Below are 26,053 nucleotides of genomic sequence, written 5' to 3' on the forward strand. Positions count from 1 at the left end.
TGGTCACCGATCTGGACGGCACCTTGCTGGACCATCAAAGCTACAGCTGGGCACCTGCAAAACCGGCCCTGGCCCGCCTGAGCAAGCTCGGCATTCCAGTGGTGCTCAATTCCTCCAAGACCCGCAGCGAGATCCGCCAGCTGCGCCAGCAGCTATCCCTCAGCAGTCCCTTTATCGCCGAAAACGGCGCCATACTGGACTGGGGTGACGGCGGGGCCGAAGGCTTTGCCGAGCCGCGCCAGCACCTTTTACAGGTACTGGCCCAGCTGCGGGACCAGGGCTTTGCCTTCGCAGGTTTTGCCGACTGGGATCGGCGCCAGGTGGCCAGGATGACCGGCCTTGACCAGGCCCAGGCGGCCCTGGCCATGGACAGGGAATTTACCGAACCGCTGTTGTGGCAAGGGGACGACGACGCCCTGGCGGCCTTTCACCAGGCCCTGGCCCGCCACGGCTTGCAGGCCCAGCAAGGGGGGCGCTTTTTAAGTGTCATGGGCCAGTATTCCAAGGGGGCCTGCCTCAGTGCCCTTAGGGCCCGCTACCCGGGCCGGCGCCTGATCGCCCTGGGGGACAGCCCCAACGACGCCCCCATGCTGGACCTGGCCGATATCGCCGTGGTGATCCGCTCACCCCGTAGCGATCTGCTCAGCCCGCTAGGCCCCTGCATCCGCACCCAGCAACCGGGCCCGGCCGGCTGGAACCAGGCCATACAGGACATTCTCGATAACAGGAGTTAACCATGGCGGACTTTCACCAGAACGGCACCATAGCGACCCTGCACAACCTGACCCGGCGGCCGGTGGAGGCCCTGGAAAAGGAGCTGATGCGCTTTCGCCGTTTCCGGCCCATGTCCCTGGTACTGCCTTCCCTCTATTCCGAACTGGAGGCCCCGGCCCTGGCCGGTATCCTCGACGAACTGGAGAAGGTGCCCTATCTGTCGGAGATCATCATCGGCCTGGACCGGGCCGACCAGGAACAATACCGCCATGCCTTGCAGTATTTCTCAAGGCTGCCCCAGAACCACAGGGTGCTGTGGAACGACGGCCCCCGGCTCAAGGCCCTGGACGCCAAGCTGGCCAGCCACGGCCTGGCCCCCACCGAACTGGGCAAGGGCCGCAATGTCTGGTACTGCCTGGGCTATATGCTGGCCAGCGGCAAGGGCCAGGCGGTGGCCCTGCACGACTGCGACATTCTCACCTATAGCCGCGACATGCTGGCCAGGCTGTTCTACCCGGTGGCCAACCCGGTGTTCAACTACAACTTCGCCAAGGGCTATTACGCCCGGGTGGCCGGCGGCAAGCTCCACGGCCGGGTCAACCGGCTGCTGGTGACACCGCTTATTCGCAGCATGCAAAAGGTCTGCGGCTACAACGACTACCTCAACTACATGGACGGTTTTCGCTATTCCCTGGCCGGGGAGTTTGCCCTGCGCCGTGACCTTGTGGGACACCTGCATATCCCCAGCGACTGGGGCCTGGAGATCGGCGTGCTGTCGGAGATGTACCGCAGCTGCTCCACCCAGCGCATCTGCCAGGTGGACATCAGCGACAACTACGACCACAAGCACCAGGACCTGAGCCCGGAAGACGCCTCCCGGGGCCTGTCCAAGATGAGCACCGACATCGCCAAGGCCTTTTTCCGCAAACTGGCCACCAACGGCGAGATCTTCAGTACCGAGAAGATCCGCACCATCAAGGCCACTTACTACCGCATCGCCCTGGATTTCATCGATATCTTCAACGACGACGCCACCCTCAACGGCCTGGCCTACGACAGGCACAAGGAAGAACAGGCGGTGGAGCTGTTTGCCCAGAACATCGTCGAAGCCGGTAACGCCTTCCTGGCCAACCCCATGGAAACCCCCTTTATGCCCAGTTGGAGCCGGGTGGTGAGCGCCTTGCCGGATATCCTCGACGAGCTCAAGCAGGCGGTGGAAGACGACACCCAGCAATTTGCCGGAGCCTGACCATGGACACAGCCCTTTTTCGCCAGTTATTGGGCCACCTGCGGGTGATCTACCCGGAGCAGGACAACGGCCCCCTGGCCGGCCAGTTGCTGGCCGCCATGGACCTGGACCCGGCCAGCCCGGCGCCGCCTGGGCACCAGAACCTGTGGAGCCAGGACGACATAGTGCTGATCACCTACGGCAATTCGGTGGTGGACGAAGGGGAAAAGCCCCTGGTGACCCTGGATAAGCTGCTGACCGGCGAGCTGGGCCAGTGTTTGACGGCGGTACACATACTGCCCTTCTTCCCCTATAGCTCCGACGACGGCTTTTCGGTCATCGACTATGTGTCGGTCAACGACGGCCTGGGAGACTGGGGCCATATCAGCAAAATCGCCTCCCACAAGGTGCTGATGGCCGATCTGGTGATCAACCACATGTCCAGCCGCAGCGCCTGGTTCGACAACTTCAAGCGCCGCCGGGACCCGGGCAAGGACTACTTCAAGGAAGCCAGCCCCGACGACGACTTGAGCCAAGTGGTGCGGCCCCGTTCCAGCCCGCTGCTGACCAAGGTGGCCACCGAAGACGGCGACCGCTGGGTCTGGTGCACCTTCAGCAGCGACCAGGTGGACCTGGACTTTGCCAACCCCACTGTGCTGCTGGAATTCGTGCGCATCATCGCCTTTTACCTGGAACAGGGGGTGCGCATCTTCCGCCTGGACGCCGTGGCCTACCTGTGGAAGGTGCCGGGCACCAGCAGCATCCACCTGCAACAAACCCATGAGGTGGTCAAACTGCTGCGCACCCTGGTGGAGCACAAGGCCCAAGACGCCATCCTGATCACCGAGACCAATGTCCCCAACCGGGAAAACCTCACCTACTTCGGCAACGCCAACGAAGCCCATGTGATCTACAACTTTTCCCTGCCGCCGCTGCTGATCCATTGCCTGCTCTCGGGCAGTTGCCGGCATCTGAAGACCTGGGCCATGAGCATGCCCCCGGCCCAGAACGGCACCGCCTACTTGAACTTCATTGCCAGCCATGACGGCATCGGGCTGCGCCCGGCCGAGGATCTGTTAAGCGAAGAGGAACTGGCCGACTTTGTGGCCACGGTCAGCCGTTCGGGTGGCTTGGTGAGCTACCGGCGCAAGGGGGATGAGGACAAGCCCTACGAACTCAATATCAGCCTGTGGGACGCCCTCAAGGAGTCGGTCAGTGGCGGCGACCAGCAATGGCAGCTGGCCCGTTTCCTGTGCGCCCATACCCTGATGCTGGGCCTCGAAGGCATACCGGCCTTTTATATCCACAGCCTGTTTGCCACCGAGAACGACACCCAGAAGGTGGCCCTGACCTCCCGTAACCGCTCCATCAACCGCCACAGCTGGACCCTGGAGGCCCTGCGCACCTCCTTGAGTAACGGCAGCCACCACCAGCAGGCCTTCGAGGCCCTGCGCCACCTGATCCAGGTGCGCCGCGCCCAGCCGGCCTTCCACCCCAACGCCACCCAGTTCACCCTGCACCTGGGGCTGCAGATCTTCGGGGTCTGGCGCCAGAGCCTGGACCGCAGCCAGAGCATCTTTGCCATCCATAATGTCAGCAACCAACCCCAGGTGCTGCCGTTGTCCAGCATCAACCTGGTCAGCACCGACCTCTGGTTCGACTTGATCAGCGGCCAGCTGTTCGGCGACGTCCAACAGGAGCTGGAACTGGCCCCCTACCAGTGCCTGTGGCTCAGTAACCGCGACTATGGCGCCTCGGACTAGGCTCAGGCCTCGGCGGTCACCACCGCCGCCCCCAGGGCCAAAAAGCCCTGGTAGAGGGCGGGGGTAGACAGCAGCCAGGCCTGCTCCTTGGTGTCCATAAAGGCCAGGGCCTGGGCCGGGTCCTGGCTGTCCCCCAGCTTGGTACCCACCATGGCATCCAATACCTTGACCTGCCCAGGCAGGCGCGGCGCTATGGGGTCGATAAGCCCCAGGCGCCGGCGGCCAAGGACAGGGTCATTGGCCAGCACCGCCAGAGTGGGAGCCTGGGCCAGGCGTTCTTGGTACCAGGGCAGGATTTGCTCCAGGGCCATTTCGATGGCCGGGGCCTGGGCTTCTTCGGGGATTTGCAACCAGCCCTTGTTCTTAAGGCGCTGGCCAAGGCCGCTGGCCGCCGTGTAATAGGACAGGGGCACCGCCAGCAGCATGCCGAGAATGGCCGGCGACAGCCAGGCCAGCAGCTGCCAGGAGTTGAACCAGGCCGCCACCGCCAGCAACAACCCGGTGGCCACATGGCTACGGTGGCGGCGCCAGACATCGGCCCAGGGCAGGCTGCCGTCGTCCCGGCGCTGGGGGTTCCAGCCGCTGTCGGCCCCCAGCAGCACCGCCAGCACGGCGCCACTGTGAATAAGCATCATCACCGGGGCGATCAGCGCCGACACCAGCACCTCCAGCACAAAGCTGCGCAGCAGGCGCCAGGCGCCGCCGCAGCCCCGGCGGCAATCACCGTCCAGCAAGCTGTGCACCAACCCCAGGATCTTGGGCGCAAACAGCACCCCCAGGGTGACCCCGAACAACCACAGCGCCTTTTCGGCATCCAGTACCGGCCAGGCCGGGAACAGGGAGAAGCTGTCGGGAAAATATTCGGGGCGGATAAATTGCGCCTGCAAAGCCAGGGCAAAACCGGCCAGCACCAGCAGCAGCCACAGGGAGGAGCTCAGGTAAGACATGATGCCGGTGACCATGTGCAGCCGGCTGACCCAGCTTAGCCCCTTGGCCGGCAGCACCTTGGCATGTTGCAGGTTGCCCTGGCACCAGCGCCTGTCCCGCACCGCCATGTCAATCAGCGACGGCGGGCTTTCTTCATAGGAGCCATCCAAGTCCCAGGCGATGTCCACCACCCAGCCGGCCCGGCGTAGCAAGGCCGCTTCCACAAAGTCGTGGCTGAGGATATGGCCGCCGAAAGGGGCCTTGCCGGGCAGCTCCGGCAGGCCGGCACAGGCCATAAAGGCGCTGGTGCGGATAATGGCGTTGTGGCCCCAGAAGTTGCCGTCCCGGTCCACCCACCAGGCCAGGCCAGTGCCCACCATGGGCCCGTAGATGCGGGTGGCGAACTGCTGCACCCGGGCCACCACTGTGGTGCCGCGAATAAGCCGGGGTATGGTCTGGATAAGGCCGGTATCGGGGCTGGCTTCCATACGCCGGGCCAATTGGATAAGGGTTTTGGGCGCCATCAGGCTGTCGGCGTCCAGCACCAGCATATGGTGGTAATGGCGGCCCCAGCGGCGGCAAAAGTCGGCGACGTTGCCGGCCTTGCGGGCCTGGTTTTCCCGGCGGCGCCGGTAAAAAATGCGGGCCTTGTCCCCCAGCCGTTGGCGAATGGCCAGCAGGGCTTCTTCTTCCTGCAGCATCACCTCGGGGTTGGTGGTGTCGGCGATGATAAACCAGTCGAAGGCCTCGCCCTCCCCTGCCTCGATAATGCCCTTGGCCATCACCTCGATGGCGGCGAAGATCCGCGCCGGATCCTCGTTGTAGGTGGGCATCAGCACCACAGTCCTGCCGGTCAGGGGAGCATCAAGCCAGTTGGGGGCCTTGCCAAAGCGCTGCACGCAAAAGCCGGCGATACCCGTAGTGCAGGCCAGGGCAATCCAGCTGAAGGTCAGGGCAAAGAGCACCAGCACCACGTATTCGGGCCAGGTGACACCACCGGCGTCAAACACCAGCCACATCTCGAAGATGGCATAGGCGGCCAGCACCAGGGCGCCGCCCACCACCAGCAGCCGGCGCCACCAACGGGAACGCACCGCTCCTGGCTGTTGCGGTTGGCGGTGGCTCAGGCTACTCAAGTCCTGGGCCGGCATGGCGCCGGCCAATTCTTCCGGGGTACCCCTCATGCGTCAGGGGTCCAGCGATAGAGCCAGGTTTCCGCCTGGCGGCCGTCTTGGAACTTGAGTTCCAGGCGCAACTCGGCCAGGGGGCTGTCGTCGGTATGCAGCCGGAAACTGACCCGGTAGCCCTGGACGCTGGGGTTGGGTTGCACCACCACGTCGCTGATGGTTCCGGCCGAAGTGGTGGCCTGGGCCTGGGGCAACTGTCCTGACGGCGGCTGAGTGTCCTGGTAGTCCACCACGAACAGCCGGTCCGGGGTGGGCCCTTTGATGTCGGCACGACCAGCGCGGCTTGCCGCTACCCTGACCGAACGTGACAGGGGCTCGGTGCCCCAGCTGAGGCGATAGGCAAAGCTGTATTCGGACCCGGCCTTGAGCAGCTCGGCCGGGTCCCAGTAGCTGACGATATTGTCGTGGATCTCCGATTGGCTGGGGATCTCCACCAATGTTACGGCGCCCTTGCCCCAGTTGCCCACCGGCTCGACCCAGAGGCTGGGGCGGTTTTCGTAATGGGCCTCCAGGTCCTGGTAGCGGTCGAAGTTGCGTTCGCGCTGCATCAGGCCAAAGCCCATGGGGGCGGTGTCTTCAAAGGCACTGATCTGCAGGGAAGCCGGGTTGGCCAGGGGTCGCCACAGCCGCTCCCCTTTGCCGTTGAGGATAAGCAGGCCGTCCGAGTCGTGGACCTGGGGCCGGTAATCGTCGGCGCCCTGGCGGCCGTTCATGGAAAACATGTACATGCTGGTGGCCGGGGCCAGCCCTATCTTGTCCAGATCCACCCGGGGAAAGAGGGTGGCCTCCACGTCCATGATGGTGTTGTCACCGGGCCTGATGGTAAAGCGGTAAGCACCGGTGGTGCTGGGGCTGTCCAGCAGGGCGTAGACCAGTATGGAGTTGCTTTCCTTGGAGGGTTTTTCCACCCAGAAGGCGCGAAAGGCCGGGAATTCCTCCCCTTGGGGGTCGGCGGTCTTTACCGCCAGACCACGGGCAGAGAGGCCGTAGTTTTGGTTGCGGCCCAAAGAGCGGAAATAGCTGGCGCCCTGGAACACTGCCACTTCGTCGTAATAGTCGGCCTTGTTGATGGGGGCATGGAGGCGAAAGCCGGAAAAACCGATGTCCTGGGCCGGCAGGGGCTGGTTCATCACGGCGCCGGTGCTGAACATGGCCGGGTCGTAGGCCAGGTGACGGGCCTTGCCGTCCTCTACCACTGCCACTTCCACCGGGTCTTTGAAGTAGAGGCCGCGCAGGAAAAACTGCATCTGGTAAGGCAGGCCACTGTTGGCCCAGATCGCCGCAGAAGGGGAGAAACGGATGTCCCGGTACTGGTCGTAACTGATGTCGTCCAGCACCTCAGGCAGGGGTTTTTCCGGGGCCTTGAAAGGTTTTTTCGACAATTGCCTGGCCAGTTCCACCACCGTATCGCGGCTGAAGGTACCATCCTGGGTATAACTGGCGACGGGTGTGGCTGCCTGGGCCAGGCCTAAGGGCAGCAACAGCAGCCCCATCATCAAATAGGGTTTCACCCTTCCTCCTCAATCCCGGTAGGTCAGTGGACGCTGCCTTTCATCCTTCCACGGCCTCCATTAACTCTTGCTGATTCTGGCCGGTAAAAAATCCCTGAGCTTGATCACAAGAGATTGTTATAGAAACGTTTTCGTAAAGTTTCTTCTTCTTCTCCGGCCCTGACCCATGCTAATGGCTGAGACAAGGTAAATAGCAAAAAAGGAGTCTTGCCATGGATCTCGCCACTGCCCTGCGACCGCCGAGCACCGCCCTGGAACTGCAACTGCCGCACTGGGTGCTGCCCTCTTTGGACTGGGACAAGTCCTACCCCGACGACAAATCCAAGATGGCCCTGGCCATCAGCCTGGCCCGTGAAAACGTCGCCCGCCAAACCGGCGGCCCTTTCGGCGCCGCCATCTTCAGCGAAGTAGACGGCCGCCTGCTGGGGGTCGGTGTCAATGCGGTGGTGACCAACCACAACAGCTGCCTGCACGCCGAAGTGATGGCGATCATGATGGCCCAGAATCGCCAGCAGCATTTCAGCCTGGCCGAGCAGGACTGCGCCCTGTTCAGCTCTTGCGAGCCCTGCGCCATGTGCCTGGGGGCTACCCTTTGGAGCGGTGTCAAACGCATGGTGTGCGCCGCCAGCGGTGACGACGCCAGGGCCATAGGTTTCGATGAAGGCCCGGTGTTCTACGAGTCCTACCGCTACCTGGAAAGGGCCGGTGTCCGCATCCAAAGGGGCCTGATGCGCACCGAAGGCAAAGGGGTCTTGGACGCCTACCAGGCCAAAGGCGGCCCCATCTACAACCCCTAAGGCGAATTAGCCATAGCTGAAAAACAGACCAGCCTGGGTTGCATCAAAAAAGAGATCGCTATCACTACAATTTTGAAACATTTGTGAAATGGTGGAGACCCGCGCGTCAGAAGGAGCAGTCGACGGTGGTCGCGGGAATAAAAACAATCACTAACGAGGACACACCACCATGACTTATAAGAAGACGGCACTGCGCCTGGCGCCAGTGACCCTCGCTCTGTGCGCTGTAATGACCCCCGCTCTGGCCGCTGGCCAGGGGATGGCACCGCCCTTCCTGGACAACCAGGATCAGGACTCTGGCCGCTACATCGTCAAATTCAAGGAAAGGGGCAACAAGTCCGTGCAAGCCATGAACGCCCTGGAAAGGGTGGCCAGGGCCAAGGACAACGCCCAGCGCGTCAGCAAGGCCGGCGGTACCATCCGCAACCGCCTGGAACGCTTCAATGCCGTGGGTGCCAAACTCAATGCCGCCCAGCTCAAGGCCCTCAAGGCCGACCCTGAAGTGGAATACGTCGAAGCCGACCCCATCCGTAAACCCATGGCGTCCAGCCTCAACGAGATCCTGCCCTGGGGTATCAGCAAGGTGCAGGCCGCTGGCGCCCTGGGCAACAACGCCCCCACCGGCAAGACCGTCTGTGTCATGGACACCGGCTATGCCCTTGGCCATGGCGATCTGACCAGCAGCAATGTCAGCGGCGAAGGCAACAGCGGTACCGGCGTCTGGAGCTCTCCTGGTGTCAGCCACGGTACCCACGTAGCCGGTACCATAGCGGGCCTGGCCAACAACGGCGAAGGGGTGGTGGGGATATTCCCGGCCGACCAGGTCGGCATCTATGTGGTCAAGGTGTTCGACAACAACGGCAGCTGGCCCACCGCCTCCGACCTGGTTGACGCTGCCGAGGCCTGTGCCGACGGCGGCGCCTCCGTGATCAACATGAGCCTGGGTGGCAGCGGTTCTTCCACCACCGAGTCCAATGCCTTCAGCCAGTTGCTGAGCCAAGGGGTATTGTCCATTGCCGCCTCCGGTAACGGTGCCGACAGTTCCCTGTCCTACCCTGCTTCCTACAGCTCCGTGGTGTCCGTGGGCGCCGTGGACAGCAACGAGCAATGGGCCTACTTCTCCCAGTACAACAGCCAGGTTGAACTGTCTGCCCCAGGGGTTGCCATCCGCTCCACCGTTATCCCCGGTGACGGCCGCGAAGCCCAGATAAGCGTCGGCGGCGCCACCTATGCCGATCTCGGCGTAGTACCGCACCTGCGCTACTACGTCAGCGGCGGCAGCTATGTGGCCGCCGACATCAACGGCACCGTCACCGCGCCCCTGGCCGCCTGTACCACCAGCGGCTCTACTGCCAGCTGCAGCGGCGCCAGCGGCAAGATCTGTGTGGTGGAAAGGACCGCCAACGAGTCTGCCAGCGGCTACCCTGAGTTCAACGCCGTTCAGGCCTGTGCCAACGCCGGCGGTGTCGGCGCCATTGTCTACTCCAAGGCCAGCATGCCCGGCCTGCAGTCCAACTACCTGATTGACCAGAACAACAGCGTCAGCTTCCCCACCGCCTCTGTGAACAGGGCCACCGGCCTGGACTTGGCCGCCAAGGCCGGTCAAAGCGCCACCCTGACCGTGGTGGGCGGCCAGGACTACGACTATTACAACGGCACCTCCATGGCTACCCCCCACGTGGCCGGCGTAGCCGCCCTGGTGTGGAGCTACTACCCCAGCTGCACCGCCAGCCAGATCCGCAGCGCCCTGACCGCCACTGCCAAGGATCTTGGCACGGCCGGTCGCGACAACTACTACGGTTATGGCCTGGTGCAGGCACAGGACGCCGTGGACTACCTCGCCGAAAACGGCTGTGACGGCGGTGGCGATCCCGGCGGCGAACCGGGCGGCTTCACCGAGACTGACCTGACCGCCAAGCGCAACGCCTGGCTCTATTACAGCGTCGATGTGCCAGCCGGCACCAGCGCGCTGAACGTCAGCATCAGTGGCGGCAGCGGCGACGCCGACCTCTACGTCAAGCGTGGCGCCCAGCCCACCACCAGCAGCTATGACTGCCGCCCCTACCAGGGTGGTAACAGCGAAAGCTGCAGCTTCAGCGCCCCGGCCGAAGACACCTGGTACATCGGCATCCGCGCCTACCGGGCCTTCTCCGGCCTGACCCTGGACGTGAGCTACCAGTAATAAAAAAGCCCCTCGCTGAGGGGCTTTCACTAAAAACGGCGCCTTGGGCGCCGTTTTTTTATCAACCCAGTGTCACCCGGGCGAATTTGCGTTTACCCACCTGGAACACGGCGACGGTGCCCTGGGGCACCACCAGCTTGGCATCATCGACCTTGTCACCGTCCATCTTGACGGCCCCTTGCTTGATCATGCGCATACCGTCGGAGGTGGAAGCCACCAGGCCGGCTTCCTTCAGCAAGTTGGCAATGGCCAGGCCTTCGCTACCGGCGTCCAGGGTCAGCTCGTCCATTTCGTCGGGCATGGCGTTCTTCTGGAAGCGCTGGATAAAGTCCTGGTGGGCCGCTTCGGCATCGCTGTCGCTGTGGAAGCGGGCGATGATTTCCTTGGCCAGCAGAATTTTATAGTCGCGGGGGTTGGCGCCTTCGCTAATGGCCTGGCGAAAACCGCGAATTTCGTCCATGGGGCGGAAGGACAGCAGCTCGTAGTAACGCCACATCAGATCGTCGCTGACCGACATGATCTTGCCGAACATCTCGGTGGGGGCTTCGCTGATGCCGATGTAGTTGCCGGCCGACTTGGACATCTTCTTGACGCCGTCCAGGCCTTCGAGCAGCGGCATCATCACCACCACCTGGGTGGACTGGCCTTCGGATTTTTGCAGCTCGCGGCCCATCAGCAGGTTGAACTTCTGGTCGGTCCCCCCCAGCTCCACGTCCGCTTTCAGGGCCACAGAGTCATAGCCTTGCAGCAGCGGGTACATGAATTCATGGATGGCGATAGGCTGGTTGCCGGCAAAGCGCTTTTTAAAGTCGTCTCGCTCCAGCATCCGCGCCACGGTGAGGTTGGAGGCCAGCTTGAGCATGCCGGCGGCGCCAAGCTCTTCGAGCCAGCTGGAGTTGAACACCACCTGGGTCTTGGCCGGATCGAGGATCTTGAACACCTGTTCCTTGTAGGTTTCGGCGTTGCGCAGCACGTCTTCGCGGGTCAAAGGCGGGCGGGTGGTGTTCTTGCCGGACGGATCGCCGATCATGCCGGTAAAGTCACCGATAAGGAAAATCACCTCATGGCCCAGATCCTGGAACTGGCGCATCTTGTTGAGCACCACAGTGTGGCCAAGGTGGATATCCGGCGCCGTCGGGTCAGCCCCCAGTTTGATGCGCAGCGGACGGTTTTCCTTGAGTTTGGCCACCAGTTCATCTTCAACCAGGATCTCTTCCACACCCCGCTTGAGAATTTCCAGGGCGTCCTGGACCACAGTCATGATCTAAACCTCATTTCACGGCAAAAAGACATAAGGGCCTAGTGTATCCGATTGGCCTCGAGCATTAAAAGCCGATAGACTCCTCAAAGATCAGGCAGCTCAGCTGCGCTGGTTTTCTTATTTGCTTAAGTCATTTAGAAGCCATGCTGCATCTTTTTAAAACCTTGCCCAAAGGCCACAAAATTCTGGTTGGTAGCGTGTCGGCCCTGCTGGCACTGCTGCTGATACTGCCGTCGGACGACGCCGAGGCCATTCGCGATCATGACTTGGAAAAGCTCAAGGTCGGCGAACGCTATCCGCTGGTGGTCGACGTAGAGTCACGCCCCTTGGTGGAGTCCGACGTGGCTCCCGAGTACGCCTGGCGTACCGAGACCGTCAAATCCGGCGACAGCCTTGCCAAACTGTTCGACAGGGCCGGCTTGTCCGCCCGCACCCTGCATGAGCTGCTCAGCCAACTGGGTGACGCCGGCAAACCCCTGACCGTGCTGCGCCCCGGCGAGACTCTCGATTTTGCCAAGGACGAAGACGGTACCCTGCTGGCCATCCGCTACGCCCCCAGCCGCACCCGCATCATCGATGTGGTCAAGGACGGCGACCAGTATCGCCTCAGCGACCAGAGCCTGCCTGTGGAGCACAGGGAGCAGTTCGCCACCGGCACCATCACCTCTAATTTCTGGAACGCCGGCATCAGCGCAGGCCTCAGCCCCGCCGTCATTGACGGCATCGCCAATATCCTCGGCTATGACATCGACTTCGCCCTGGAACTGCGTGAAGGGGACAGCTTTGCGGTGATCTACAACCAGGACTTCGTGGACGGCGACTTCCTGGCCGATAGCGACATCCTGGCGGTCAGCTTTACCAACCAAGGCCAGACCTACAACGCAGTGCGCCACAGTGACGGCAACTACTACAGCCCCGAGGGCAAGTCCCTGCGCAAAGCCTTCCTGCGCTCGCCGGTGAGCTACAAGTACATCTCGTCCAGCTTCAACCCGCGCCGCCTGCACCCGGTCACCGGCCGGGTCCGCCCCCATAACGGTATCGACTACGCCGCCAAGACCGGCACCCCCGTCTACGCCTCCGGCGACGGCCGGGTGATGCGCTCCGGCTACTCCAGCCTCAACGGCAACTATGTCTTTATCCGCCATGGCGAGCAGTTCGTGACCAAGTACCTGCACCTGTCCAAGCGCATGGTCAAGACCGGCCAGAAGGTCAAACAGGGTCAGCGTATCGGCAACGTCGGCGCCACCGGCCGGGTTACCGGGCCGCACCTGCACTATGAATTCCTGGTCAACGGCGTGCACCGTAACCCCCGCACCGTCAAGCTGCCCGAAGCGAGCCCGGTACCCAAGGGCGAATTGGCGGCCTTCAAGGCCCAGGCCGGCGATATGCTGGCCCGTCTGGAGAGCCACCGCCGCATCATGCTGGCCATGCGCTGAGGCGGTTTGGCTTAGGTTGGCACTGCACCATTTATCTTGATGGGGCCGGCATATCGCCGGCCCCATTGCGTTAACCGAAGGGATAGCCGAGATGGAACTGTACATAGGCCTGATGAGCGGCACCAGCATGGACGGCATCGATGCGGTACTGGTGGATTTTGCCGGGACCAAGCCGGTGCTGCTGGCCAGCCATTTACAGCCACTGCCACCAAAACTCTGCCAGGGCCTGCACGGTCTTTGCCAACCCGGCAGCGATAACTTGGAGGCGGTGATGAGCCTGAGCCTGGCCTTTGCCCAGACGTCAGCCCAGGCGGTGCAACAGCTACTTAAGGCAGCCGGGGTGGCAGCGGCGCAGGTCGAAGCCATCGGCAGCCATGGCCAAACCATACGCCACCGGCCCCAGTGGGGCTACAGCGTGCAGATTGGCGACGCCGCCACCCTTGCGGTGGCAACCGGCATCGATGTGGTCAGCAACTTTCGCATGAAGGATTTGGCCCTGGGCGGCCAGGGCGCGCCCCTGGTGCCCGCCTTTCACAAGGCAGTGCTCAGCAGTGAAGCGGTGCTCAATATCGGCGGCATCGCCAATGTCACCCACCTTGGGGACAAGGTCTGCGGCTTTGACACCGGCCCAGGCAACACCCTGATGGACGCCTGGGTGCGCCGCCACCTGGGCCAGAGCTATGACAAAGACGGCACCTTTGCCGCCAGTGGCCAGGTGCTGCCCGAGCTGCTGGCCACCCTGTTGGCAGAGCCTTATTTCAGCCAGCCCTGGCCCAAGTCCACCGGCCGCGAACTCTTTCACCTGGACTGGCTGGACGCCGCCTTAACCGGTCAGGAGGCCCCGGCCGACGTGCAGGCCACCCTGCTGGCCCTGACCGTGGAGTCCATAGCCCGGCACCTGGAACAGTTGGGAGTAAGCGACTCTGTGGCCCTGTGTGGCGGCGGCGCCCAAAACCCGGTGCTGTGCCAGGCCTTGGCCACCCGGCTGCCGTCCCTTGGCTGGACCACCACAGACCAGCAGGGCATTCCCGGCGACTGGCTCGAAGCCATGGCCTTTGCCTGGCTGGCCAGGCAGTTTATAAAGGGACAACCCGGCAACCTGCCACAGGCGACCGGCGCCGCGCGCCCCGCCATATTGGGACAACTGACCAAAGCCTGGTAAAAGGCTGAGACACTGCATGCATCACCCCAGCAAAATCATTCGCTTGCTGGCCGAACACTGGCCTACCTTCGAACGGTTGGTAGAACGGTTCGGCTTCAGCCCCTTTAGTTTTCAGGATCTGCAAGGCCTGTTTCGCCAGCAATACCCGGACTGGGGCCACGACAAGGTCTTCAAGGAAGCCGAAAGGCTGCTGAGCCTGGACCTGGTGCTGCCGCTACCAAAATCCAGCCTGCTGGAGCTGAATGGCGCTGTCTTCGAGTTCGTCCAGTACCTGGTCAAAGAGCACCAGTTGGGCCTGGCCGGGGAAATCGAAGCCCAGCTCGAAGAAATTGCCCGCTTAAGCGCCAAACTCGAGGAAAGCCTCGAAGCCCTGGACACGGAGGACAGCCGCCGTTACCTGCGCCGCATCGACAACCTGGTGCGTAAAATCGGCAGCCAGTTCAAGGACAACGAAGGGGCCATCTACCGCCTGGCAGAAACTGCCAAGGGCCAAAGCAGCCTGTCCCTGAACCACCGCTATCAACTGGTGTTGGACGCCTTTGACGATTACATCGAGCCCATGGTGGACATGCTCGACACCAACGGCCGCTTTGCCCAGGCCCTGGACGCCTTGTCGGTTAACCTTCATTACCAGCACCGCCGCCTGGAAAGGGCCGGCCACCTTTTTGAGGTGCGTAATGGCCTGTTGCTGCTGCGCACCCGCATTTTGGTGCTCTTTAACGAGGGCCGTGAGAGCCTGCGCCGCGCCTCCGACCTGCTGCTGCCCCTGCGCCAGGAACTGCGTAAAAACACCCTGATTGCCAAAGCCGCCTCGGCGCTCTTGGGTGAGGTGCGAAAAAAAGGCCTGGAGCGGGCCCTGACCGCCATGCCGGTGCTGGCCTCCGACGGCCAGCGCCGCACCTTGGCCAGCCAACACCAGTTGCTGGCCTACTTGGGTGATATCGCTAACTTCCAAGAACAAGAAGTGGTGCTGCCCGACGATGACGACCTCGCGCCGCCCAGCCACATGCACCTGCCAGATCCGGCCGAGGTGCAAAGCGCCTTCAAGGCCTCAGGCCAGCAGAGCGCCATTCACTGGTTGGTGGCCAGCTACCCAGATCTGGCGGCAGACGAGCTTTTGCACCTCTACCAACACATTCAGCTTCAGGCCGAGGCGCCCCACGGCGAGCGCCAAACCCTGGAACTCAAAGACTGTACCATTCAACTTCATCCGCTGGAGATCCGCCATGCAGATTGATTTGGCCGAACTCAAGGCCCTGGAAGACATTCACCGCAAGCTGGCGGCCGGCTATCACCTGAGTGAAACCGAGCCCGGCCTGTGGCTGGATCTAAGCGCCCAGCACGACGCCTACGCCGCCCTTTTTGCTGCTCTGGGCTACAGCCTCAAGCATGACGAGCGCGGTTTTTTTTACTTCGACACCCCGGAAACCTCGGTGAACATGTCGAAGACCTCCCAGTGGTTTGCCCTGACCCTCTACTGCCTGGTGGAAGACTTTGCCGACGCCGGCAAAGACCCGGTCAACGCCCTTTTTGACAACGTCTTGGGCTTTACCGAGATGGACCAATTGGTGAGCCGCCACCTGCCGCTTTTTGAGCAGCTCAACGTGCAAAGCGCCTCGGACCTTCGCAAGGAAGTCTTTAACCGCATGGTGCGCCTGGGCTTTGCCCGCGAAGAGGGCGACGGCTTCAAACTGCTGGCTCCCTGCCACCGTTTCCTGGACGCCGCCCTGGCCCTGACCGAGGAGAAAGTCGATGGCTGAGTGTTATGGCCTGACCAAGCTGGCCCTTTTGAATACCGCCGGTTACGGCAAGTGCGTGCTGCCATTGGATAAATCGGTGTCGGTGTGCGCCCCCAACAACACCGGCAAATCGTCGGTGATCAACGCCTTGCAGTTTCCCCTGATCAACGACATGCGCCTCACCGAATGGGACGGCCACAGCTTTGAAGAAACCCGCAAGTTCTACTTCGCCACCGACCGCTCCTATGTGCTGCTGGAAGCGCGCCTGCCGGGCGACCGCGCCATGACCATAGGCGTTGCCGGCCGGGGCAAGGCCAGCGGCTACCAGTACCAGTACTTCTGCTACGAAGGGCCGCTGGACATGAGCGACTACATGGACGGCAAGGCGATACTGCCCTACGGCAAGCTGATGGAGCGTTTGCAGCAATACGGCCGCATTCCCCAGGAGCTAAAAGCCTCTGAACTGAACGCCCTTTTGACCGGTGGCGCCAGCCCTTACGACCACCTGGCCATGAAGCTCATTCCCCTCAATAACGTCTCGGACGCGCCGGTTTATAAAGAAATTTTCCGGCGCATGCTGAACCTGCACAAGCTCACCGCCCAGGACGTGAAGGGCTTTATGCTCAAGGTCTTCGACCGGCATTTTTCCAATGCCCGCATCGATTTTTTGGCGGTGTGGCACAGCGCCTTTGACCGGGTTAACCGCATGCGCGCCCAGCTTTTGGCCATGGAAAAAGAAGCCGACGCCGTTAAGGCCCTGGAGCACCTCTTAGACAGCCGCGCCGTGCTCAAGGGCAAACTGGCCGCCTACCAGCCGCGCCTGGACGAAGCCCTGGTGCAGTGGCACGACCATATGGACGAGAAGCACCACGAGCTGTCGTCCCGCCGCGAGCAACTGTCAGAAGACAAAGCAGGCCTCAAAGACAAGTTCAGCTTCTTGCAAAACCAGATGCTGGCCCTGGGCGGCACCAAGACCAGCCTTGGCCAATGGCTGGACGAGTACAACGCCCTCTACCAGGACTTTGCCCTGGTGGACGAGCCCACCCTCAAGGCCAATATCGCCAGCCTCAAGGCCGAATACGAAGAATTGGTGGGCCTGCTGGCCTCGGCCAAGGCCCAGCCGATGTCCGCCATCGAGCGGCGCATCAAGGACCTTCGCCGCCAGCTCAGCTCCAATAAGCTGCAATTTAAAAACCTCGAGTACAACCTCTACTCAAGGCTCCGTGAAGATCTGGCGCCGGGGGAAATGGCCGAAGTCAGCAAGCTGCTGAACCCGGATCTGCTGGCGCTCTCCACTGCCAAGGGCGGCGAGGTGGAGATCACCGACGACAGCGCCTTTGGCGACTTCTTGGAAGCCGTGGCCAGCGCCATCAAGGGCCATATCATGCAGCTGCCGGGGGCGACGGTGGATTTGAGCCACCTGCACTCGGCGCAGTTCTCCGCCAGCGAAGACAAGCTGCATTTGAAAGAAACCATCGACCAGCAGGAAGCGGAGCTCAACCAGCTTAACGCCCAGCTGAAAGTGGCCCAGGACCTGGAAGCCAAACTGGCCGAAAAGAGCGCCCTGGAACGGCAGGTGGAAGAAGAACAAGCGGCCCTTCGCGCCTTCAAGCGCTTTGAGGAGATGCAGGCCCTTTACCCTGAGCGCCAGGCCCAGTTCGACACCCTGGCCGAGGAAGAAGCGGGCCTTCGCGAGCAGCTCGAAGAGCTTAGGGCCATGGAAAGCCGCCTTAACGACCAGCTGATGCAACTGAAAGTCACCGAAGACCAATTCAAGCGCCAGGACGAGACCCTGAGCCGGGTCAAGGGCCAACGTATCGATGACCAGCTGGATCTTATCAGCGGCCGCACCACCCCTTACATGATTGATATCCGCCTGGACATGGACGCCCTGAGTGAGAGCCTGGAGCACTTTAACCGCGAGTGCCGGGAGCTGCGCGACCACGACCTTGGCATCAGCAACACCTACATGCACCTGTTCAAGCAAGGCATCAGCCAGTTTGACGGCGAGCCGGACGAAGAAACCCGCTGCATGAAGCTGATTAACAGCTTCCACAACCTGCCGGCAGAGCGGGAAGTCATTGCCCGCCAGGCCCGTGCGGCGCTGGTGGACGTGGCAGGGACCTTAAGTTCCTTGCGTAACGACCTGCACCGCCTGCACGGCGAGATGGAGCGCTTTAACCAGGGCATTACCCGCCACCCCATCTCCAACCTCAAGGGTTTTAAAATCGAGGTGGTGGACAGGCCGCAGCTGGTGCAGCACATCGACACCATCTTGGAGACCTCCCGCACCTACGAGAGCGGCGAGAGCTTTGACCTTCTTGACCTCAACCAACCCACCGACGACAAAGCCCTTGGCGAGGCCAAGGATTACCTTATCAAGGTGGGCACCGACGCCGCCGGCCTGACCCTGGACGACCTTTTTGATATCCGCTTTAAGGTCACCGACAGAGCCGGCAACACCGACTCTTACGACAAAATCGACTCGGCCGGCTCCAACGGTACCCGTATCACCATCAAGCTGCTTTGCGGCATGCTGTTTATCCGCCAGCTACTCAGCGAAAAAGAGCGCGGCCTGTACCGCATTCCCCTTTATATCGACGAAGCGGCGGACATCGACCCCTCCAACCAGCGGGCCATTATCGACACCGCCCGCCACTTTGGCTTTGTGCCGATTTTCGCCTCGGTGAAACCGCAAATTTCCTGTGACGTGGTGGTGCCCATTCGCACCACCCGCGACGGCACCGTCAACCTGGTGGAAGAAAAAGACTGGATCTTTATCGACGCCAAGGCCCCCGAGCCGGAATCGGCAATGGAAGAAGCCTAAACGCAGTAAAAAAGCCGCCCGAGGGCGGCTTTTTTACTGGCTAAATAGCTTGTCCAATAGGCCAAGGGCCTCGGCCACTTCGGCCTCGCTGATATTGAGCGCCGGCATAAAGCGCAGGGTATTGGCCCTGGGGGCGTTGATAAAGAGCCCAAGCGCCATGGCCTTTTCCACCAGGGCGCTGGCATCCAGCATCCCGGTATTGAGCGCCAGCAGCAGGCCCTGGCCCCGCACCTCGCCAAGGCCGTACTTGGCGCTCAGCAGACCCAGGCCTGCTTTCAATTGCTGGCTGCGGGCATTGACCCCTGCCAAAAAGCCGGGGGCGGTGACCGCCTCTACCATGGCCTGGCCCACGGCGCACATCAGCGGGTTGCCGCTGAAGGTGCCGCCCTGGTCGCCGTATTCAAAGCAGCTGACCGCGTTATCTATCAGCATCGCCGACAGCGGCACACCGCCGCCCAGGCCCTTGGCCAGGGTCATGATATGGGGCTTGATGCCGTGGTGCTCATAGGCAAAGAGCTTGCCGGTGCGGCCGATGCCGGTCTGTACCTCGTCAAAAATGAGCAGCGCATTTTGTGCCTGGCAAAGGGCAGCCAGGCCTTGCAGGAAATCGCAGCTGGCCTCCACCACTCCCGCCTCCCCCTGTATGGGTTCGAGCATCACCGCCACCGTGGCGTCGTCCATGGCCGCGGCTACCGCCGCCAAATCGTTAAAGGGCACCTTGATAAAGCCCGGCACCTTGGGCTCGAACAGCGCCTCAAAGGCCGGTTTGCCGCAGGCGGACATGCAGGCCAGGGTGCGGCCGTGAAAGCCCCCTTCGAAGGTGATGATTTTAAAGGCGCCGTTCTTGTGTTTTTGGCCCCAGCGGCGGGCGAGCTTGATGGCCCCTTCATTGGCCTCGGCGCCGCTGGAGGCAAAAAACACCTGGTCGAACACAGAATGCTTCACCAAAGTGTTGGCCAGCTCCACCATGGGGCCGTTGTAAAAACCGGGGCTGGCGTTCACCAGGGTGGCGGCCTGGCGGGCCAGGGCTTCTTGCATGACCAAAGGGCTATGGCCCAGGGTATTTACCGCCCAGCCCTGCACCAGATCCAGGTAGCCCTTGTTGGTATCGTCAAACAGATAACTGCCCTGCCCTTTGACAAAGAGTTGCCCAGGGCGCTTGGCCACGGGGATAAGGGCGGAATAGGCGGAGCTGGTCATAGGATCTCCAGGCAACAAAAAACCGCAGCGACGGCTGCGGCTTGGGCGCCACGGACCCAGGCTCAGCCGGGGCGCCGGCCGGTACTTGGCCAAGGGGGCGCTCAGCGGGATGTCGTGGGCACAAGATCCGATCGAACGAATAAAAAGTCAATTTTAACGAATTAAAAACCACAAGGTGGTGCAACGCCGCCCTGGGCATTGTCACCGAACCGCCCTTAAACCGTCATGGCTCCCCGCTAGGCTTTAGGCCTGGACGATAAGGACACCCAGAGGGAAGATGACCATGAAATACGCTCACCTGGCCTGGCTGCTGGCAGCCGTGGCCCTTGCCAATACCGCCTGCGCCGCCACCCCGGCTAGCTTGCGGGGCCACAAACAGGCCCAGGTCGGCCCCCGGCCCTTCTATCTGGTGGCCGATATGGACCCAGGCCCCCTAAAAACCAAGTTGCAGCAATGTGCCAAGGGGCCCTTTTACCGCACCGACTTTTCCATTGGCCACAGGGGGGCGCCCCTGCAGTTTCCCGAACACACCAGGGAGTCCTACCAGGCGGCGGCTGCCATGGGCGCCGGGGTGCTGGAATGCGATGTGACCTTCACCAAGGACAAGGAGCTGGTCTGCCGTCACAGCCAGTGCGACCTGGCCACCACCACCAATATCCTGGCCATACCGGAACTGGCCGCCAAGTGCAGCCAGCCCTTTACCCCGGCCCACGGCGACACCCCGGCCAGCGCCACCTGCTGCACCTCCGATATCACCCTGGCCGAATTCAAGCAGCTTAAGGGCAAGATGGACGGCTTTAATCCCAGGGCCCAGACCCCCTTGGAGTTCATCCTGGGTACCCCGGGCTGGCGCACCGACCTGTACAGCCAGACCGGCACCCTGATAACCCACGCCGAGAGCATTACCCTCTTTAAACAGCTAGGCGTTAAGTTCACCCCCGAGCTGAAAAGCCCCCAGGTGGCCATGCCCTTTGACGGCATGAGCCAGCAGGATTACGCCCAGAAACTCATCAACGAATACCGGGCCGCCGGGATTCCGGCCAACCAGGTGTTCCCCCAATCGTTCAATCTGGCGGATCTGGAATACTGGCTGGCCCAGGCCCCGGACTTTGGCCGCCAGGGGGTGTACCTTGACGATCGCGACGCCGATCCGGCCTTTGACCCCATGGACGAGCACAGCTGGCATCCGTCCATGGACCAGTTGAAGGCCAAAGGGGTCAACATCCTGGCGCCGCCCCTGTGGATGCTGGTGACCCTGGACTCCCAGGGCCGGATGGTGCCCTCCCTCTACGCCCGCAAAGCCAAGGCCGCCGGCCTCGACCTTATCGCCTGGAGCCTGGAAAGGTCCGGCCCCCTGGCCGGGGGCGGCGGTTGGTACTACCAAAGCGTCAGCGACGCCATCAACAACGACGGCGACATGATGACCCTGGTGGACGTACTGGCCAGGGACGTAGGGGTGAGGGGCATCTTCAGCGACTGGCCCGGCACCGTCACCTACTACGCCAGCTGCATGAAGAAAAGGTGAAAGCCCACGGGGCCCTAACCGGTCTTTCTGCCTTGCCCCTTTGACCATTTACGGGAGGCAAGATGAAAACCTTAATGACAATGGCCCTGGTGCTGGCCATGGTGGCACTCAGTGCCCAGGCAGCGCCGGGCAACGGCCAAGGCCGGCGTAGCGGCGGCAACCCCATTTACGTCACCAGCCAGGGCCTTTACTTCGACACCTTTGCCGCAGTAGAAGCCCTGCCGGATTCGGGCCCCTTCCAGAAATTGGAAATGGGCGTGAGCGGCGCCCAGACCGAGTTCGGCCCAGGGGACGTTGGCTACCTGGGAGGCCGCTGGTGGGTGGATCTCAATAACAACCAGGTGATGGATCTGGAAGACATGTACTTCCTCTGTCCCTTGCTGGGCCGCGGCCGCAGCGAACCCTAACAAGCAAGGGCCCCTCAGGGGCCCTTTTCACAGCTGCTGGAAGCGGGCATAGATGGGGTTGTGGTCGGACACCACGTCGGTATCGATGGCGGTAGCCATCTCCAGTTTCAGGCCCCGGTAGAAGATGAAATCCAGGGGCCGGCGGAACAGGCTCTTGATGTGATGGGCATCTTCCATCACCGCCTGGGCCAAGCCCAGCTCCTGGGAGAAAGCCTTGAGATAATGCTGGCGCCTTGGGCTCCAGACATTGAAATCCCCCGCTACCACCATGGGCCCCCGGTGCTCGCCAAGGCGGGTCATCAACCCTTCCATCTCCCCCAAAAAACGCTTGTGGTGCACGAAGTTGACGGCGTGGACATTGGCCACCAACAGCGGTTGGCCGCTGGCCAGGCGATGCCAGCTCAGCATGGCGCTCTTATGGGTGGCAAAGCGCAGTTCACGGGTGCGGCTCAGCAGCGGTTCCATCTGGTCAAAGGCAGCGCTGGAAGCGGTCAACACCCCGAAGTGGTGCCTTGGGGTCTGGATATTGGGGGCCATGGCATAAGAGAGCCCGGCCAGGTTCAGCTTCTGCTGCTGGGGCAGCTTGGCTTCCTGAAGCAGCAACATCTGGGCCGGATACTGATGCATCAACATCCACAGGCGGTGCTGGAAGCGCCGGTCCAGGGTCTTCTTCTGGGTATTCCAGCACAGAACACCGAAGGCCTGGGCCAGTTCGCCATCCTGGTGATGCAGCAGGTGCTGGGGCAAAGACAAGGGCTTGAGCATGACGGGCCCTGCAGGGTGACCAGGCTTTCATCCTAGCATCGCCAACGGGCCGGTTGCAGGGTTGAGATCAAGGCTCGCTTCAGTAGTTTTGCAGGTACCCCAGCAAGGCTTCCACCCTGGCCCTGACCAGGCTGGTTTTATAGGCACCACGGGACAAGCCAGATGAAGAGCCAAACTGGGCCGCAGTCCAGTTGCGGTCCACGAACTGGAATTCGGCGTCCCGGTATTTAAGCCACTGGCGCTGAGCCAGCCGCAACTGGCGCTTTTCAGTATCGCCCAGGCGGATCATCAGGGATTGGTAAGCCTGGTTCAACTCCTTGTCCAGAAACTGCAGGTAATCGCCGTAGATGCGGTGGTAATCCTGGGTGGAGTTGGCAGGGGACTGGATCTGGGCGGCAAAGGGCCTGGCCTTGGTGCGAAAACTCTCCAGAGGGTCGGAACTGTCTGGATTGTCGATGGCCCAGACCGAGCTGCAAAGCAACAAACCGGCCAACGCCAGGCTGGGAACAGTCACCTTCATGGACACCTCCTATTCCAACACACCAACAAGATAACATTTAATAAACAAAAGAAACCTGCCTTTATCCCCACCGGGCACTCCCTGGTCTCAAGGCCGTAAAAGTGGGAGCCAGCTCGCTTTTTTAAAGGCTTGCCTGCCAGGAAAGGGCACTGTCCTTGCACCCTTTTTTATTAGCGTCTATGCATATTAAATATCAACAGGATGTTAATTTTTAGCCAGCCGTCCCACCCATAGGAGTCTGCAGGGAATATTGCCGACTCAAGGTGGAACCGGCCTTACAAGGACGTCGCCATGGCCGCCCTCAGCCCCTCGTTGTCCCTGACTCACCCCACTCTGGGTTGCGGTCCCCCCAAGCTAACGCCCTGCCTACCGTTGGATACTCATTTTCTTGAAGGGACACATCATGACTAAATTAGCCTACCTACTGCTTCTGACTCCCCTGCTGCTGGCTGGCTGCGGCGCCGAAGCCCCCTGCGGCAGCACCTCCGGCAAGATCCTTGACGAGGCCAAATGTGTCGGCCGTGATGCCGACAGTCTCAAAGCCGCCGACGACGACTATTTTGCCGACATGGACTATGGCCTGAGCCATAACCCGGCCGAAGTACAGGCCAGGCTGGAGCCATTCATCCCCGGTATCACCGAAGACGAGGCCCTCAAGGCCTTTGTCCGGGGCCGCAACAACTGGATTGTCTGGACCGCCGGCAACGACACCCTCTGGGACGAGCTGTCCCGAGTCAGTGTCGGCAACCTGGACCTGCTCAAGACCGTTTCCAACCACCCCAGCCTGGGTTACAGCCGCGACAACCGCTGGCAGTACCTGGGGGTGGTAAACGAGCCTTGCTACACCAAGGGTGACAAGCCCAGGGCCGACCGCTTCGGCCTGTACCTGGACAACCGTGACCCGGCCTGCGGCGCCGATCCCTTCGAAGACGAAGCCAAGTACCCCGGCATCGCCATCGGCGCCAGGGGCAAGACGGTGCCCTTGGGGTCCTACTACGGTTACGGCACCGGCATAGTGGGGCTGCGCCTGTTCCCCAACCCCGACTTTGACGAAGACGCCAAGGCCAATTGGGACCCGGAGCGCTACTACAACGACCCCAGCTACTACAACGACAAGAAGCTGGTCAAACCCTATCGGGTCGGCATGTCTTGTGGTTTCTGCCACGTTGGCCCCAACCCCACCAATCCACCGGCCGATCCGGAACACCCCAGCTGGGCCAACCTCAACTCCAACCCCGGCGCCCAGTACTTTTGGGTAGACCGCATCTTCATGTGGAAGCAGGACCCCAGCAACTTCCCCTTCCAGTTGTTCCACACCTCCAGGCCCGGCGCCCTGGACACCTCCCTGGTGTCCAGCGACTACATCAACAACCCCAGGACCATGAACGCCATCTATAACCTGCCGGCGCGGGTGGCCCTGGCCGGCAAGCTGGGCAAGGAAAAGCTGGCCGGCGGCAGCAAGAACAATAAACAATTCAATCAGGTGCCTGAGGTGCCCAGCGACAGCGCCCTGAACAACTTCTACCAAGCGCCGGATACGGTGCTGACCCCAAGGGTGCTCAAGGACGGCGCCGACTCCGTGGGGGCCCTGGGCGCCCTGAACCGGGTATTTGTCAACATCGGCCTGTTCAGCGACGAGTGGTTCACCCACTTTCGGCCGCTGATCGGCGGCAAGCGCATCACCCCTTTTGAAATCGAAGTGGCCCGCAAGAACTCCAGTTTCTGGAACGCCAACGAGGCGCAAACCCCGGACCTGGCGCTGTTTTTCCTGGCCTCGGCCCAGCCCGACTACCTGGCCCAGGCGCCGGGTGGCGAGCGCTACTTGAGCCAGGACAGCGACCAGCTGCAGCAGGGCAAAACCGTCTTTGCCGAGAACTGCGCCCGCTGCCATTCCAGCAAGCTGCCCGATGAGGCCTGGGCCTTCTTCCCGAACGAGGGCTGCGTCAACGGCAACTACCTCAAGTGTTGGAACGACTACTGGCAGTGGACCAAGACCGACCAGGCCAAAGCCGAGCTACGGGACATAGTGCTGGCCGACGACTTCCTCAAGGACAACTTCCTGTCCACCGAACTGAGGGTGCCGGTGACCTTGCTGGAAACCAACGCCTGCAGCCCCCTGGCTACCAACGCCATCGAGGACAACATCTGGGACAACTTCTCGTCCGAGTCCTATAAAAAACTGCCAGCGGTGGGCACCATCCAGGTGCAAAACCCCTACACCGGCCAGTTGAGCGACTACAAGCTGCCCGGCGGTGGCCGTGGCTACACCCGCCCCGCATCCCTGGTCAGCATGTGGAGTTCGGCCCCCTTCCTGCTCAACAACAGCCTGGGGGACTTCTACTGGACCGGCTCGGTACAAGACCGCATGGCCTCTTTTGACGACAGCATCGAGAAACTGCTCTGGCCCGAGAAGCGCGAAGGGGACTTTGAGGTGATCACCCGTTCCGGCAAACGCCACCCAGGCCAGATAGACCGCACCACCAGCACCAGCTACCTGCGGGTCAGCAGCGGCTACCTGCCGGACTTCCTGTCCGACCTGCAAGGCCCCCTGGCCCGCTGGCTGCCCTGGTTGTTCGGGGACGACGGGGTGCAAATCGGCCCCATCCCCAAAGGCACCCCGGTCAACCTCATCTCCAATATCGACATGGAGGAAAGAGGCAAGGTGCTCAAGCTGCTGGTCAAGCTCAAGCATGACCTCAAGGCCCTGCCCCCCGGTGCCAGCGACGAGCAAGCCAAAGAGGTGTTTTCCGGCCTGCTCAAGCCCCTGCTGGACGTCAACAAGTGCCCCGATTTTGTGGTGAACAAGGGCCACTACTTCGGCACCGGCTACCTGGAAGGGGAGCCCGGCCTGAGCGACGAGGACAAGCGTGCCCTTATCGCCTTCCTTAAAACCTTCTGACGG

General features: G+C 61.9%; 19 protein-coding genes. 13 read left to right on the plus strand and 6 right to left on the minus strand.

What is annotated here, in order from left to right; genetic code table 11:
- From B3C1_RS09590 to B3C1_RS09600, 3 genes are all read left to right on the plus strand, one after another.
- Positions 1-734, plus strand: a 734-nt coding sequence (locus B3C1_RS09590; protein WP_008484498.1) for an HAD-IIB family hydrolase, incomplete at its 5' end; no start/stop codon positions are given.
- Positions 735-736: 2 nt separating this feature from the next.
- Positions 737-1,963: a glycosyltransferase family protein gene (locus tag B3C1_RS09595; protein WP_008484499.1), complete on the plus strand. Its 1,227-nt coding sequence runs from the start codon at positions 737-739 to the stop codon at positions 1,961-1,963.
- 2 nt (positions 1,964-1,965) lie between these two features.
- On the plus strand, positions 1,966-3,705 hold the full coding sequence (locus tag B3C1_RS09600) for a sugar phosphorylase (protein WP_008484500.1): 1,740 nt from the start codon (positions 1,966-1,968) through the stop codon (positions 3,703-3,705).
- Between the two features lie 2 nt (positions 3,706-3,707).
- Here the strand turns inward: B3C1_RS09600 and mdoH are convergent, their stop codons facing one another.
- Positions 3,708-5,816 carry a glucans biosynthesis glucosyltransferase MdoH gene (gene mdoH / locus B3C1_RS09605; RefSeq protein WP_008484501.1) on the minus strand — a complete coding sequence of 703 codons (2,109 nt, stop codon included), beginning with the start codon at positions 5,814-5,816 and terminating at the stop codon, positions 3,708-3,710.
- Positions 5,813-7,330, minus strand: coding sequence for an OpgD/OpgG family glucan biosynthesis protein (locus tag B3C1_RS09610; protein WP_008484502.1), 1,518 nt, complete (start codon positions 7,328-7,330; stop codon positions 5,813-5,815). Before B3C1_RS09610 ends, mdoH begins: the two co-directional genes overlap by 4 nt.
- A 212-nt stretch (positions 7,331-7,542) precedes the next feature.
- Between B3C1_RS09610 and B3C1_RS09615 the strand changes: the two genes are divergently transcribed.
- Together B3C1_RS09615 and B3C1_RS09620 are read left to right on the plus strand one after the other, a co-directional pair.
- Positions 7,543-8,127 carry a nucleoside deaminase gene (locus B3C1_RS09615; protein ID WP_008484503.1) on the plus strand — a complete coding sequence of 195 codons (585 nt, stop codon included), beginning with the start codon at positions 7,543-7,545 and terminating at the stop codon, positions 8,125-8,127.
- A 169-nt stretch (positions 8,128-8,296) separates the two neighbouring features.
- Positions 8,297-10,309, plus strand: a complete 2,013-nt coding sequence (locus B3C1_RS09620) for a S8 family serine peptidase (RefSeq protein WP_008484504.1) — start codon at positions 8,297-8,299, stop codon at positions 10,307-10,309.
- 61 nt (positions 10,310-10,370) lie between these two features.
- Here the strand turns inward: B3C1_RS09620 and tyrS are convergent, their stop codons facing one another.
- Entirely contained in the window at positions 10,371-11,570 is a 1,200-nt protein-coding gene (gene tyrS / locus B3C1_RS09625) for a tyrosine--tRNA ligase (RefSeq protein WP_008484505.1), read from the minus strand.
- Between the two features lie 143 nt (positions 11,571-11,713).
- Here tyrS and B3C1_RS09630 point away from each other — a divergent pair, with 143 nt between their 5' ends.
- From B3C1_RS09630 to B3C1_RS09650, 5 genes are all read left to right on the plus strand, one after another.
- Complete coding sequence (locus tag B3C1_RS09630; RefSeq protein ID WP_008484507.1) at positions 11,714-13,006, plus strand: peptidoglycan DD-metalloendopeptidase family protein; 1,293 nt, start codon at positions 11,714-11,716, stop codon at positions 13,004-13,006.
- A gap of 91 nt (positions 13,007-13,097) precedes the next feature.
- A complete protein-coding gene (locus tag B3C1_RS09635) occupies positions 13,098-14,168 on the plus strand; it encodes an anhydro-N-acetylmuramic acid kinase (RefSeq protein ID WP_008484509.1) in 1,071 nt (356 codons plus the stop codon).
- 16 nt (positions 14,169-14,184) lie between these two features.
- Entirely contained in the window at positions 14,185-15,405 is a 1,221-nt protein-coding gene (locus tag B3C1_RS09640) for a hypothetical protein (protein WP_008484510.1), read from the plus strand.
- On the plus strand, positions 15,395-15,928 hold the full coding sequence (locus tag B3C1_RS09645) for a condensin complex protein MksE (protein WP_008484511.1): 534 nt from the start codon (positions 15,395-15,397) through the stop codon (positions 15,926-15,928). Before B3C1_RS09640 ends, B3C1_RS09645 begins: the two co-directional genes overlap by 11 nt.
- Positions 15,921-18,734, plus strand: coding sequence for a hypothetical protein (locus B3C1_RS09650; RefSeq protein WP_008484513.1), 2,814 nt, complete (start codon positions 15,921-15,923; stop codon positions 18,732-18,734). The genes B3C1_RS09645 and B3C1_RS09650 overlap by 8 nt, the downstream gene beginning before the upstream one ends.
- A 33-nt stretch (positions 18,735-18,767) precedes the next feature.
- Here the strand turns inward: B3C1_RS09650 and B3C1_RS09655 are convergent, their stop codons facing one another.
- Positions 18,768-19,934: an acetylornithine transaminase gene (locus B3C1_RS09655; RefSeq protein WP_008484514.1), complete on the minus strand. Its 1,167-nt coding sequence runs from the start codon at positions 19,932-19,934 to the stop codon at positions 18,768-18,770.
- A 283-nt stretch (positions 19,935-20,217) separates the two neighbouring features.
- Between B3C1_RS09655 and B3C1_RS09660 the strand changes: the two genes are divergently transcribed.
- Entirely contained in the window at positions 20,218-21,459 is a 1,242-nt protein-coding gene (locus tag B3C1_RS09660) for a glycerophosphodiester phosphodiesterase family protein (RefSeq protein ID WP_336391115.1), read from the plus strand.
- Positions 21,460-21,521: 62 nt separating this feature from the next.
- A complete protein-coding gene (locus B3C1_RS09665) occupies positions 21,522-21,866 on the plus strand; it encodes a hypothetical protein (RefSeq protein ID WP_156804517.1) in 345 nt (114 codons plus the stop codon).
- Between the two features lie 27 nt (positions 21,867-21,893).
- On the opposite strand, the gene B3C1_RS09670 is transcribed toward B3C1_RS09665, so the two are convergent.
- Both B3C1_RS09670 and B3C1_RS19375 read right to left on the minus strand, forming a co-directional pair.
- Entirely contained in the window at positions 21,894-22,631 is a 738-nt protein-coding gene (locus B3C1_RS09670; protein ID WP_008484519.1) for an endonuclease/exonuclease/phosphatase family protein, read from the minus strand.
- A 79-nt stretch (positions 22,632-22,710) separates the two neighbouring features.
- The gene (locus B3C1_RS19375) at positions 22,711-23,151 is read right to left on the minus strand and encodes a lysozyme inhibitor LprI family protein (protein WP_008484520.1); all 441 of its coding nucleotides are present in this window, start codon (positions 23,149-23,151) and stop codon (positions 22,711-22,713) included.
- 403 nt (positions 23,152-23,554) lie between these two features.
- Here B3C1_RS19375 and B3C1_RS09680 point away from each other — a divergent pair, with 403 nt between their 5' ends.
- Complete coding sequence (locus B3C1_RS09680; protein ID WP_008484521.1) at positions 23,555-26,050, plus strand: c-type cytochrome; 2,496 nt, start codon at positions 23,555-23,557, stop codon at positions 26,048-26,050.
- The last annotated feature ends 3 nt before the right edge of the window (positions 26,051-26,053 follow it).

Origin of the sequence: Gallaecimonas xiamenensis 3-C-1 (assembly GCF_000299915.1) — a bacterium.
In the GTDB taxonomy this organism is placed as follows: Bacteria; Pseudomonadota; Gammaproteobacteria; order Enterobacterales; family Gallaecimonadaceae; genus Gallaecimonas; species Gallaecimonas xiamenensis.